This is a genomic window from Allobosea sp. P1_A7, from assembly GCF_056406775.1.
Map to the genome: position 1 here is coordinate 1 of NZ_JBFTZN010000187.1, position 11,624 is coordinate 11,624.

Sequence of the window (11,624 nt, forward strand, 5' to 3'; positions counted from 1 at the left end):
GCGCATTCCCGGCACGCCGGCCTCRGCGGCCTATGTCGACGATTCCTACCAGATGACGCTGCGGGGCGAGCCTGAGCTGGCGCTCGGCATCGGGCTCTGGTTCTCGGTTCTCGGTGGCCTGTTCGGAACCGCGGTGATGATGGCGGCGTCCCCGGCCATCGCCGATTTCGCACTTGGCTTCGGCTCGGTCGAGTTCTTCTGGATCGTCATGCTCGGTCTCGGCGGGGCAGTCTTCATTGGCTCTTCGACGCCGCTCAAGGCCTGTATCGCATTGCTGATCGGCCTGATGATCTCGCTTGTCGGCATGAACAATCCGGCCGGCCAGCCGCGCTTCACCTTCGACTCCACCGAGATGCTCGGCGGTGTCTCGCTGATCCCGATGATGGTCGGCATGTTCGCCTGCTCGGAGGTGATGCGCCACATGATCTCGGACGGAAGCGCGCCGCAGATCGTCATCAAGAAGATGGGGCCGATCTTCGCCAATATGTGGCGGCTGACCAAGCAGTACCCGTGGCAGCTTGTTCGCGGCAGCGCGCTCGGGACCGTCGTCGGCATCCAGCCCGGCAGCGGCGCCGACATGGCGGCCTGGATGTCCTATGCGATGAGCAAGCGCTTCTCGAAGACGCCCGAGAAATTCGGCACGGGTCACCCCGAAGGACTGATCGAGGCAGGAGCCTCCAATAACAGCTCGCTTGCCGGCGCCTGGATTCCGGCTCTCGTCTTCGGCATTCCCGGCGACTCGATCACCGCGATCGCCATCGGTGTCCTGATGATGAAGAACATGGCGCCGGGGCCGACGATCTTCGTCAACAATCCCGAGAACGTCTACGCGCTGTTTCTCGTCTTCGTCATTGCCAACCTGTTGATGCTGCCGCTCGGCTGGGCGATCATCAAGGTGGCCTCGCGGGTGCTGCAGGTGCCCCGCAAGATCCTGATGCCGATCATCCTGCTCTTCGCCATCGTCGGCTCCTATGCGATCAACAACTCGCTCTTCGATGTCGGGCTGATGCTGGCCTTCGGTGCGCTTGCCTTCGTGCTGGAGGAGAACGGCTTTCCGGTTGCGCCGGTCATTCTTGGCGTGGTGCTCGGCCCGCTGCTGGAGGAGTATTTCATCAACTCGATGATCAAGTCCGACGGCAGCCTGATCGGCCTGGTCAATCGACCGATCGCGGCGGTGCTTGCGGCGGTGACGGTCGGGATCATTGCCTGGACGATCGTCGCCTCGCTGCGGGCGCCGAAGCATCCGGCAAGGCCGATGCCGCAGGACCTGTGACGCCGCTTGAAGCCAAAAAGGAAGGCCGGCAGCGATGATTGCGCTGCCGGCCTTCTTTCCATTGTGCTCTTTCCCCTGAGCGGACTGTCGGCAAGGGGCTCATCGGCTACCTGTCCCGCTCGTCCTCCGACGAGGGGCTGCTTGCTGTGCAACGACCAGCGATGCAGACCAGTTCGATCACCTTGTGCTCGGTACTGAGGCAGTTCGCCCGGTAGATGACGATCTTGCGCTGATCGGGCAGCCTAGTGACCTTGGCGTTGGCACAACCGGATTCGAGCAGGGCGCGTTGCAGGTCACCGTCGCTTGCGGCGCCAGGGGATGGAGCGGATATGACGAGGGCAGCGAGTGCCGCGAAGAACCGATCGCGCCCGCTGCCCGCCGAGTTGCGGGTCACCGCCGTGCTTACTTCGCCTTCTGCAGCGAGGTGACGGTGATCTGACCGTTGACGCGCTCGGCGGTGAACTTGACCTTTTCGCCGGCCTTCAACTCCTTGAGCATGGCCGGGTCGGCGGCCTTGAACACCATCGTCATGCCGTCCATGTCGAGGTTCTTGATCGGGCCGTGATCAAGCGTGATCTTGCCGTGAGCCATATCGACCTTCTTGACCGTCGCGCTCACCAGAGCTGCGTCCTGCGCCAGGGCCGCGCCAGCAAGGCTGCCGCTAACGAGCGCGATCGTGAGAAGTCTGCGCATCATGGTCTCCATCGTGATGTGAGGGTTGCCGCGGTCACTTGACGGTGATGGTGCCGGTCATTCCGGCTTCGCGGTGGCCGGGGATCAGGCACGAGAAATCGAACTGCCCGGCCTTGGTGAACTGCCAGACGATCTCCCCGGTCTTCTTGGGGGAGAGGCGCTTGGCGTTCGGATCGTCATGCTCCATGTCGGGGTTCTTCTGCATCTCGACGGCGTGCTTGAGGTTCTCCTCGAGCGTCGCCACGACCAGCTCGTGATCGAGCTCGCCATTGTTGCGCAGCTGGAAACGGATCTGTTCACCGCGCCGGACCTCGATCCTGTCCGGGATGAACTGCATCTTGCCGTCACGCTCGGCCATGGCGATCTGGATCAGCCGGGCCGGCTTCTTGGGATCGCCCGGCTTGCCATAGGCGGTCTCGTCGCCATGGCCGTGCCCGGCTCCGCCAGGACCGGCCAGCGCTGCGGCGGCGGAGAACATGACGGCCACAGCCGCCAAGCCGAGTTTCGTGAACTGCTTTGACATGGTTCCTCTCCCGAAGGGATGTCGATGGACGCTCAGTGGTTGGAATGGCCGCCGGCCTTGGCCGCGGGCAGCGGTTTGCCATCCGGGCCGAGTCGGGGTTTGCGCGGATCCTTCACGCGCCAGTCGGCTGATTGCACGCCGCTGTCGGGCGCAGTCGCACGGGGTGCCTCGGTCAGCGTRGCGCCCTTGAATTCGTAGGCGACGGTGCCTTCCGGGTGCTTGAACCAGCCGGGGTCCTTGTAGTCGTTCTGGGCGAGGCCCTCRCGGACCTTCACGACCGAGAACATGCCCCCCATTTCAACCGGGCCGAACTGCGCGAAACCCGTCATCATCGGCAGAGTGTTGTTCGGCAGGGGCATTTCCATCGCGCCCATCTCGCCCATGCCGTTGGAGCCCATCGGCATATAGCCCGGCGCGATCTTGGCGATCCGCTTGGCAATGTCCTTCTTGCCGACGCCGATATAGGTTTTCACCGAGTGGCCCATGGCATTCATGGTGTGGTGCGACTTGTGGCAATGGATCGCCCAGTCGCCGAGCTCGTCGGCGACGAAGTCGAAGGCGCGCATCTGGCCCACCGCGACATCGATCGAGACCTCGTCCCAGGCGGCCGCTGGATCGACCCAGCCGCCATCCGTGCAGGAGACCTTGAACTCGTAGCCGTGCATGTGGATCGGATGGTTCGTCATCGTCAGATTGCCGAAGCGGATGCGCACCTTGTCGTTCTTTGCCACGACGAAAGGATCGATCCCCGGGAAGACCCGGCTGTTCCAGCACCACAGGTTGAAGTCGAGCATCGTGTTGACCTTCGGCACATAGGAGCCGGCCTCGATGTCGAAGGCATTGAGCAGGAAGACGAAATCACGGTCGACGCGGCGGAAGGCCGGGTCCTTGGGATGAACGACGAAGAAGCCCATCATGCCCATCGCCATCTGGACCATTTCGTCCGAATGCGGGTGGTACATGTAGGTGCCGGAGCGCCGCAGCAGGAACTCGTAGACATAGGTCTTGCCCGGCGGGATATGCGGCTGGTTCAGCCCGCCGACGCCATCCATGCCGTTGGGCAGACGCTGGCCATGCCAATGGATCGTCGTGTTCTCTGGCAGCTTGTTGGTGACGAAGATGCGGACCTTGTCGCCCTCCACGGCCTCGATGGTGGGGCCCGGCGACTGGCCGTTATAGCCCCAGAGATAGGCCTTCATGCCCGGCGCGAGCTCGCGCTCGACCGGTTCGGCGACGAGATGGAACTCCTTCCAGTCGCCGTTCATCCGCCAGGGCAGGGTCCAGCCGTTCAAAGTGGCGACCGGCTGGTAATCCGGCCCGCTGGTTGGAACCAGTGGTGCCTGGGTCGAGGCGTCCGTCATGGTCGGCGCCTCGGGGACCGAAGCGAAGGCGGTGCGGCCGGAGACGGCTGTCGCACCGGCAAGGACGAGGCCGGACGAGCCGATGAAGCCTCTGCGTGACATGGTCATGGTGTCGTTCCTTGCTCGCTAATGGCCTGCGCCGCCGCCGTCGCCACCGGTGCTCGCGGCGGCGGTCGCTCCACCGCCACCGGTGCCGCCACCGCCGATCACGACGTGCTTGAGGTCGGTATGGGCGATCCAGAAATCGCGGCGCGCATTGATCGCGGCGACATTCGACAGGATGCGCCCGCGCGCATCGGTGATGAGCTGCGTCACATCGACGAGCATGCCGTTATAGTGCAGCAGCGACTCGTCCTGGATGATCTTGCGCAGCGGCAGGACGTTATTCTGGTATTGCCGAGCGATGTCATAGGTGGCGCGATAGCTGGTATAGGCTTCGCGCGCTTCCGAGCGGATATTGACGGCCTTCTCGGCAAGCTTGTTGGCGGCCTGCATATAGTTCTGCTCGGCCTGGACCACGCGCGACTGTCCGAAATCATAGATCGGGATCTCGATTTCGAGTTCGAGCGTGGTGCTGCGCTTCGACTCCCGCTCGACGTCACCATCGGCCAGAGCCCTGCGCCCACGGTCATAGGTGCGCCGGCCGAGCAGATCGACGTCGTTGACGAAGCGGGTTGCGTTGGTGAGGCCCAGCGACTTCGCCAGCGCGTCGAGATCGCCGCGGGCGATCTGCAGATCGATCCGCTTGCGCAAGGCCTCGGCTTCGATCGCCTTGGCACTCTGGATTTGCGGAAGGGGCGCAAGATTGGCGGGGATCTGGAACTTCAGCTCGTCGCCCCACAGGCCAAGCAGCCGCACGAGGCGTTCGCGCTCCTGGCGCTGCAGCAGGCGTGCCTGGCCGAGCTGGGCGCCGAGCTCGGCGTCGAAGGCGAATTCGCGGGCCTGATCGAGCTTGTTGATGCCGCCGGACTCGCCGAGCCGCTTGAACAGCTCGGAGGCGGCGTCGGTGGAGTTCTTGGCCTGCTCGAAGAAGCCGACCTGCGCATTGGCGGCGACGGCCCGGTAATACTGCCGGCGCGTGTCGGCTGCCAGCTTCAGCACGGATTCGGCGGCGCGCAACTGTGCGGTCTGGAATGTCTCGCGGGCGATTGCGGCGCGCGCCGGCAATGTCGCAAGCGCGAAGAGGCTGCCTGCGACCTGGCGCTCGATCTCCAGTTCAAATCGTCCTGAAAGCTTGGAGATGCCAAAGCGGGGATTGGGCGGCAGGCTCGCCGCGACCATCTGCGCCTCGGCAATGCCGAGATCATTGAAGGCGGCTTGCAGGCCGCGATTGCTGAGCAGCGCGATCTGCACCGCGGAATCGGCCGTCAGCGGTTTCCTTAGCAGCTGGTCGACGCCAGCCTTGGCGCTGATCGCCGCCCCGGCATCATTGATCTTGACCACGTCCTTCTTCAGCTCGCTGAAGGCGAGATTCTGCGCCGGGCCGATGCCGCCATCGGCGGAGAAGGTCGCGCAACCGCCAAGGAGCGCGGCCATGCCGGCGACAAGGGCGAGGCGGGAAACAGACGGGAAGCGCATGATCGACCGGAAAGGGATGGACGCAGGCGTGGCCACAGTGATCGGTCCTTCGGTCATGGCTGCGGTCCAACGCGCCGATTGAGTTCACGCCAGTCCTTCGGCTCGGCCGGGCGCAGCACGGTGCTGCCGGCAGTGACGGTCTGATAGGCAGGGGCGGGGACGTTCACGTTCGGATCGGCCGGACGTGCGAGATAGTCAGGCAGCGGTTTGCCGGCGCAGGCGCCGAGCACGATCGCAAGGGTTGYGAGGAGGAGTGGTCTTGCAATCATTGCGATTCGGCGTCTCCAGCGGCGTGGTGACGTCTGACTAGCAACGGCGCTCCGGCCGCGTCCGTTACAAATTGTTGCGAAGCGATCCGCGCATTTGGCGCAAGCAGGCGTTATCTTGACCCTTGAGCCGCGTACCGATCACTCCTCGCCCGTCCAGTCGGAAGTCCGAAGTTGAACCCAATCCCTGCAAGCGTTCAGGCCGAGGATCACGGCCATGTGCTGGTGGTCGACGACGACCCGCAGATCCGCCTGCTCGTCGCGCGCTTCCTGCAGCGGCATAGCTATCAGGTCAGCGGCGCCGCCGATGGCGATGCRATGTTCGACATCCTCAAACGCAGCGAGATCGACCTCGTCATTCTCGACCTGATGCTGCCGGGCCGTTCGGGGATTGAACTCTGCCGCGATATCCGCGCGATCTCGCCGGTGCCGATCGTGATGCTGACGGCCCGTAGCGAGGAGAGCGACCGCATACAGGGGCTCGAGGTCGGCGCCGATGACTATGTGACCAAGCCGTTCAGTCCACGCGAGCTGCTGGCGCGGGTTCGGGCCGTGCTGCGGCGCACGCGCATCCGCCGGGGCGAGCCGAGTGATCGCGCCAGCGAGCAGATAGGCTTCGATGGCTGGACGATGGATCTGCGCCGCCGGGAATTGCTGTCGCCGTCGGGAACGCTGGTCGATCTTTCGACTGGCGAGTTCGACCTGCTGCTTGCCTTTGCCGAACACGCCAACAGGGTGCTCTCGCGAGAGGCGCTGATGCAGTTTGCCAAGACGCGCAGCAGTGACGACCCTTTCGACAGGACGATCGATGTCCAGATCAGCCGCCTGCGCCGCAAGCTCGAGGCGGATACGAATGGCAGCCAGCTGATCAAGACCATCCGAGGCTCGGGCTACATGTTCACGCCGACCGTGCAGGCGCGCGAGGGTGAGCCGGCATGAGCAAGTCCCTCCGTCCGCGCTGGCCCGACACGGTTGCGGGCCGCGCCATCCTGATCCTCGTCGCGGCGCTGCTGGCTTTCCATTTCGCCGGCTACTGGGCCTATCGCGTCAGCGTCGACAGCATGGCCAATGTGCAGCGCGACAAGGCGCTGGCGGAGCGCATTGTCACGATCAAGCGCGCGATCGCCGGCAACGTGCACGATGCAGAGCGCGATCGCGTCGCCCATGATCTGTCGAGCGCGAGCCTGGAGGTGCACTGGAGCAATGTCAGCCTCGTCCTCGGTACCGCGCCGAAAACCGAACGCACGCAGGCGATGGCGGCACGGCTGAAGGAACTCGCGCCTGAGCTCGCATCGGAATCGTTTCGCCTAGGCTATGCCGATGGCGGGGCCCCAGGCGCCGGAGAGGGAGATGCCGATCGCCATATGATGCTGGTCTCGGTCAGGCTGGACGACGGCTCCTGGGTCAATTTCTCCTCGACGACGCTCGGGGCCGCGCAGCATGCCGACTGGAACGTGCTGGCGATCATGATCTGTTTCGGCGTGGCGATCATCGTCATCGGCGTGCTGCTGCTGCGCTGGGCGACGCGGCCGCTGCGCGACCTTGCGCTGGCAGCCGAGCGCTTCAGCCTCGACCAGGCCCCGACACCGCTCAGCGAGGTCGGCCCCGCTGAGGTGCGCCGGGCGGCGCGCGCCTTCAACACCATGGGCGAGCGCATCCAGCGCCTCGTCGCCGAGCGCATGCAGGCGCTGGCGGCGGTCTCGCATGACCTGCGCACGCCGATCACGCGTCTGCGGCTGCGCTCGGAGCTGATGGAGGACGATGCGACGCGCGATCTGGTCGATGCCGACCTTTCCGAAATGGAGGCGATGATCGATTCGACGCTCGAATTCCTGCGCGGCGGCGTCTCCAGCGAGGCGATCCGTCCACTCGACATCGTCTCAGTGATCGAAACCATCGTCGACGACCATATCGATCAGGGGCGAACGATCACGCTCAGCGGACTCGGTCATGGCCGCGTACTCGGGCGACTGCTCGCCTTGAAGCGCGCATTCTGGAACCTGATCGGTAACGCGGTGAAATATGGCGATCAGGTCTCGATCGCCATATCGGAGACACCGACCGGCCTGAGCTTCATCATCGAGGATGACGGGCCGGGCATTCCCGAGCAGGAGGTCGAGCGTGCTTTCCAGCCATTCGTCCGGCTCGAGGAATCGCGCAGCCGGGAAACCGGCGGTACCGGACTCGGGCTGACGATCGCGCGCGCGGTCATTCATGCCCATGGCGGCGAGATCTTGCTCGCCAACCGGGCGGAAGGAGGCCTCCGGGTCACGGTGACGTTGCCGACGCTGGCTGCCAGCGAACAGCAATTCGCGGATGCGCTGACGACGGGGCGCTTTCCCTTGCCGGCCGCGAACCCGGCCCGCTCATGATGTCTATCTGGAGAGAACGATGAAAACCCTTGCTACCGCGCTGATGCTCGCGCTCTTCGCTGCTCCGGCGGCGGCCCAGTCCATCCAGGTCCATCTCAGCCCGAGCTGCGGCTGCTGMAAGTCCTGGGTCAAGCATCTCGAACAGGCGGGGTTCTCGCCCAAGGTCGTCGAGAGCAAGGACATGGCAGCAAGCAAGCGCCTGGTCGGCGTGCCCGATAGGGTCCAGTCCTGCCATACCGCGATCATCGAGGGGTATTTCATCGAAGGCCATGTGCCGGCCCCGGACATCCGCAAGCTGCTGCAGGACAAGCCGGCTGCAATCGGCCTGGCGGTGCCCGACATGCCGGTCGGATCTCCCGGCATGGAGGTCGAGGGCGTGACGCCGGACCGGTATGAGACGCTTCTGGTCGGGGCAGATGGCGAGACGACGGTCTTCGCGAAGCACTGACCTAACCACCTGTTTGCAGCGGCCCGAGTAGCGCAATCCACCCTTCAGGCCGCTGCTTCAGCGCTGCAGCGAACCGTCGTTCCAGAGGAGCGCCGCCTGCAATCCCGGGCCGTCTGTGCGGTTGCTCAGCACGAGCAGCGCTCCGACGCGCCTGGCGGCGATGTCGACGATGGTCAGGCCGAGCCCTGTGCCTGTCGGGCTCTTGTGGCGACCGCGGTAGAAGCGTTGCGTGACCAGGCCGAGTTCCTCCTGGGGGATACCGGGGCCCTGGTCGAATACCGCGACGCCGCGACCCTCGGCCGTCGGACGCCAGGATACGACACCACCGCGCGGCATATGCTGGATTGCGTTTTCGTGCAGATTGCGCAGCGCCAGGGCGAGGCTCTCGCGGTCACCTGGCACATCCAGGGCTGCGAGCCCAGGGTCGATCTCGACGTCGATGCCGGCCGCCGGAGCCGCATTGTCGATGATCTCGGCGAGGAGCCCGCTGACCCGGACACGACTCGTGGCTGGAGCCTGCTGTTCAGTCTCGAGCTTTGCGAGCGTCAGCAGCTGCCGAACGAGCCGGGCCGTCCGGTCCACCGAGATCAGGATCTGGCGCAGCGCGCCTTCCCTGATCGATGCGTCGGTCGTGGCCAGCGCGATCTGCGCCTGAGTCTTCAAGCCAGCCAGCGGGGTTCGCAATTCATGGGCAGCGAAGGCCGTGATCTCGCGCTCGTGGCGGCGAGCGGCCGCAACCTTGTCGAACAGACCGTTCAGCGCCTGCGCAAGCGGCCGGACCTCGATGGGGGCTTCGGCGGCCGCGAGGGGACGCATGTCCTCGGCGTCACGGGACTTGAGTTCCGCAGCCATGGTCGCGAGCGGGCGCAAGCCCCGGCCGAGGCTGAGCCAGATCAGCAGGCCGAGCAACGGGGCGATCAGCAGCGCGGGCGCGAGAAGCCCGGTGATCAGGTCGTTGACCAGCCCATGACGCAAGCCGATGCGATCGCCGACCATGACGCGAATGCCCTTCTGGGCATCTTCGACCGCGTAGACCCGCCAGCGTTCGCCATCGACCGTTCGATCGGAGAAGCCGGCGGCCTGATCGGTCAGCTGGGAGCCCGGCGCACCGCTGGAACGGGCAACCAGCCGGCCGTCGAGAGACCAGATCTGGCAGGATAGCTGGCGCTCGTAGAATGCCGGCTCGACCGTCGCGCCGGGCAGTCCGGCGATCGCGGTGTCCGGCATCCGGCCGGCGTCGACCAGCGAATGCACCATCTTCGCCGCCTCCTGCAGGCGGGTGTCGAGCACATGTTCCAGCTTGGACCTACTGTCGAGATAGATCCAGGCGACCGCGCTGAGCCAGATCAGCCCGGTGGCGGCAATCAGGATGACGAAGAGGCGCGTGCGCAGGGAGGTCATGGCCCAGGCCTCATTTCGTCACCTGTCTCATCCGGTAGCCGAGGCCGCGCACGGTCTCGATCGCGTCGCGGCCGATCTTGGCACGCAGATTGTGGATATGGACCTCGACGGCGTTGCTCTCGATATCCTCCTGCCAGCCATAGAGCCGGTCTTCGATTTCACCCTTCGAGCGGACCGCGCCAGGACGCTCCATGAGTGCCGACAGCACTGCGAATTCGCGCCGTGAGAGCGTGACGGGCGTGCCGGCGACGCTGGCAGCAAGCGTTGCGGGGTCGAGCATGATGGCGCCCGCAGCCATGACGGGCGCGGCCCGACCGGCATTTCGGCGCGCCACGGAGCGCACCCTGGCCGCCAGCTCGTCGAGATCGAAGGGTTTGCCGAGATAGTCGTCGGCGCCGGCATCGAGGCCGCGGATCCGGTCTGCGACCTCGTCGAGCGCCGTCAGGAGGAGGACGGGCGTGCGGTCGGACTTGCCCCGCATCTCCTTCAGCACGTCGAGCCCGGACCCATCCGGCAACATCAGATCGAGCACCACGGCGTCAAAACAGGAGGTCGCGAGCGCGGCCAGCGCCTCGGCGCAGGTCTCGACGCGGTCCACCGTCGCGCCGGCAAGCCCGAGCCCGACTTTCAGCCCGTCCGACAGAACAGGATCATCCTCGACGACGAGGATACGCATTTCGGTTCTCTCCATTGGCCACGCCCTCCCTCGCTGGCGCGGCTTAAGGCTGGCTTAAGGTGGATTTCCGACCCGGGGGCATCCTTTGCGCAGCGCATGGCCATGCCGTCCGGCGTGCCGTGCGGTGCCAGACCTCATTCGTCCATCCGGACCCGGAAGCCTGAGCGGAACCCAGCATGAATCGCAGAAWCCTCATTCGTATTGCGGCCGCGCTGGCCGCTGCGCCCTTCATCTCGCCCATGGCGATGGCCCAAACCATCGATGTCGAAGGAATCCTCAATGATCCCGAAGCGCCGGCTGGCGGGAACCCGAAGGGCGATGTCACGATCGTTGCCTTCCTCGACTACAACTGCCCCTACTGCAAGAAATCCGCCCCCGACCTCGCGCGCGTCGTCAGGGAGGATGGCAAGATCCGCCTTGTCTACAAGGAATGGCCGATCCTGGGCGAATCCTCCGTCCTTGCGTCGCAGATCGCGCTCGGTGCCGGCTATCAGGGGCGCTACGAGGCCGTTCACAAGGCTCTGATGGGGCTTCCCGGCCGGCTGAGCTCGAAGGACACGATCCTGACGGCGGTCAAGGGCGCAGGCGTCGACATGAACCGCCTGCAGGCCGATCTCGATGCGAATGCAGAGAAGATCACGGCACAGCTGCGGCGCAATCTGGCGCAAGCGGATTCGCTGGGCCTGCAGGGCACGCCAACCTATCTGGTCGGACCGTTCCGGACCTCGACGCTCGACTACAAGGGCTTCAAGCAGGTCGTCGCCGATGCACGCGGAAAGCAGGCGGCACGATGAGACTGCAGACTCGCTCGGCGATGCTGCCATCGCGCCGCAAGGCGGTCAGGATGGTCCTCTCCGCCGTCGGCTTTCCGCTCCTGGCCGGCGCCTGCACGACGACCTCGCTGCCGCCGCCGCAGATCGCGAATGCCATCCCGACCGTCGACCCGCTGGCGGCTGAGCGCTATGCGGCGCTCGACAATCAACGCTTCTCCGTTCCTGCCGTTTCGCTCGAGGATCTGAAGCCGGCCTATATG

Annotated in this window: 13 protein-coding genes and 1 pseudogene; 6 read left to right on the forward strand and 8 right to left on the reverse strand. The window is 65.3% G+C overall.

Features of this window, described 5'->3' with window-relative positions; translation table 11 throughout:
• A partial coding sequence (locus AC1D34_RS25945) for a tripartite tricarboxylate transporter permease (protein WP_476825735.1) occupies positions 1 to 1,273 on the forward strand: 1,273 nt, incomplete at its 5' end.
• A 106-nt stretch (positions 1,274 to 1,379) separates the two neighbouring features.
• Here the strand turns inward: AC1D34_RS25945 and AC1D34_RS25950 are convergent.
• Genes AC1D34_RS25950 through AC1D34_RS25975 form a run of 6 tightly spaced genes read right to left on the reverse strand, consistent with a single transcriptional unit; the run spans position 1,380 to position 5,697 of the window.
• Positions 1,380 to 1,667 carry a hypothetical protein gene (locus AC1D34_RS25950; RefSeq protein ID WP_476825736.1) on the reverse strand — a complete coding sequence of 96 codons (288 nt, stop codon included), beginning with the start codon at positions 1,665 to 1,667 and terminating at the stop codon, positions 1,380 to 1,382.
• An 8-nt stretch (positions 1,668 to 1,675) separates the two neighbouring features.
• Entirely contained in the window at positions 1,676 to 1,969 is a 294-nt protein-coding gene (locus tag AC1D34_RS25955; RefSeq protein WP_476825737.1) for a copper-binding protein, read from the reverse strand.
• A 31-nt stretch (positions 1,970 to 2,000) separates the two neighbouring features.
• Positions 2,001 to 2,489, reverse strand: a complete 489-nt coding sequence (locus tag AC1D34_RS25960) for a cupredoxin domain-containing protein (protein ID WP_441492390.1) — start codon at positions 2,487 to 2,489, stop codon at positions 2,001 to 2,003.
• Between the two features lie 32 nt (positions 2,490 to 2,521).
• A complete protein-coding gene (locus AC1D34_RS25965) occupies positions 2,522 to 3,958 on the reverse strand; it encodes a multicopper oxidase family protein (RefSeq protein ID WP_476825738.1) in 1,437 nt (478 codons plus the stop codon).
• Positions 3,959 to 3,976: 18 nt separating this feature from the next.
• Positions 3,977 to 5,485 carry a TolC family protein gene (locus AC1D34_RS25970; RefSeq protein WP_476825739.1) on the reverse strand — a complete coding sequence of 503 codons (1,509 nt, stop codon included), beginning with the start codon at positions 5,483 to 5,485 and terminating at the stop codon, positions 3,977 to 3,979.
• Positions 5,482 to 5,697, reverse strand: coding sequence for a hypothetical protein (locus tag AC1D34_RS25975; RefSeq protein WP_476825740.1), 216 nt, complete (start codon positions 5,695 to 5,697; stop codon positions 5,482 to 5,484). The genes AC1D34_RS25970 and AC1D34_RS25975 overlap by 4 nt, the downstream gene beginning before the upstream one ends.
• A gap of 171 nt (positions 5,698 to 5,868) precedes the next feature.
• Between AC1D34_RS25975 and AC1D34_RS25980 the strand changes: the two genes are divergently transcribed.
• The 3 genes from AC1D34_RS25980 to AC1D34_RS25990 are packed head-to-tail and all read left to right on the forward strand — an operon-like array spanning position 5,869 to position 8,514.
• Positions 5,869 to 6,633 (forward strand): response regulator, encoded by a 765-nt coding sequence (locus tag AC1D34_RS25980; RefSeq protein ID WP_476825741.1) that lies wholly within the window; start codon positions 5,869 to 5,871, stop codon positions 6,631 to 6,633.
• A complete protein-coding gene (locus AC1D34_RS25985; RefSeq protein WP_441492395.1) occupies positions 6,630 to 8,066 on the forward strand; it encodes an ATP-binding protein in 1,437 nt (478 codons plus the stop codon). Before AC1D34_RS25980 ends, AC1D34_RS25985 begins: the two co-directional genes overlap by 4 nt.
• A gap of 19 nt (positions 8,067 to 8,085) precedes the next feature.
• The gene (locus AC1D34_RS25990) at positions 8,086 to 8,514 is read left to right on the forward strand and encodes a DUF411 domain-containing protein (protein ID WP_476825742.1); all 429 of its coding nucleotides are present in this window, start codon (positions 8,086 to 8,088) and stop codon (positions 8,512 to 8,514) included.
• Positions 8,515 to 8,571: 57 nt separating this feature from the next.
• Here AC1D34_RS25990 and AC1D34_RS25995 read toward each other — a convergent pair whose 3' ends face one another.
• The gene (locus tag AC1D34_RS25995; RefSeq protein WP_476825743.1) at positions 8,572 to 9,915 is read right to left on the reverse strand and encodes an ATP-binding protein; all 1,344 of its coding nucleotides are present in this window, start codon (positions 9,913 to 9,915) and stop codon (positions 8,572 to 8,574) included.
• A gap of 10 nt (positions 9,916 to 9,925) precedes the next feature.
• Positions 9,926 to 10,591: a response regulator gene (locus tag AC1D34_RS26000; RefSeq protein WP_441508184.1), complete on the reverse strand. Its 666-nt coding sequence runs from the start codon at positions 10,589 to 10,591 to the stop codon at positions 9,926 to 9,928.
• Between the two features lie 176 nt (positions 10,592 to 10,767).
• Between AC1D34_RS26000 and AC1D34_RS26005 the strand changes: the two genes are divergently transcribed.
• Positions 10,768 to 11,385: a DsbA family protein gene (locus tag AC1D34_RS26005; RefSeq protein ID WP_476825744.1), complete on the forward strand. Its 618-nt coding sequence runs from the start codon at positions 10,768 to 10,770 to the stop codon at positions 11,383 to 11,385.
• Positions 11,382 to 11,624, forward strand: a pseudogene (locus AC1D34_RS26010) (hypothetical protein); the annotation flags it as partial. The gene AC1D34_RS26005 and the pseudogene AC1D34_RS26010, both read left to right, overlap by 4 nt.

Excerpts from the sequence above, each read along its gene's own strand:
- AC1D34_RS26000 (WP_441508184.1), bottom strand. The coding sequence starts at position 10,591 with ATGCGTATCCTCGTCGTCGAGGATGATCCTGTTCTGTCGGACGGGCTG.
- AC1D34_RS25955 (WP_476825737.1), bottom strand. The coding sequence starts at position 1,969 with ATGATGCGCAGACTTCTCACGATCGCGCTCGTTAGCGGCAGCCTTGCT.
- AC1D34_RS25985 (WP_441492395.1), top strand. The coding sequence starts at position 6,630 with ATGAGCAAGTCCCTCCGTCCGCGCTGGCCCGACACGGTTGCGGGCCGC.
- AC1D34_RS25960 (WP_441492390.1), bottom strand. The coding sequence starts at position 2,489 with ATGTCAAAGCAGTTCACGAAACTCGGCTTGGCGGCTGTGGCCGTCATG.
- AC1D34_RS25995 (WP_476825743.1), bottom strand. The coding sequence starts at position 9,915 with ATGACCTCCCTGCGCACGCGCCTCTTCGTCATCCTGATTGCCGCCACC.
- AC1D34_RS25970 (WP_476825739.1), bottom strand. The coding sequence starts at position 5,485 with ATGACCGAAGGACCGATCACTGTGGCCACGCCTGCGTCCATCCCTTTC.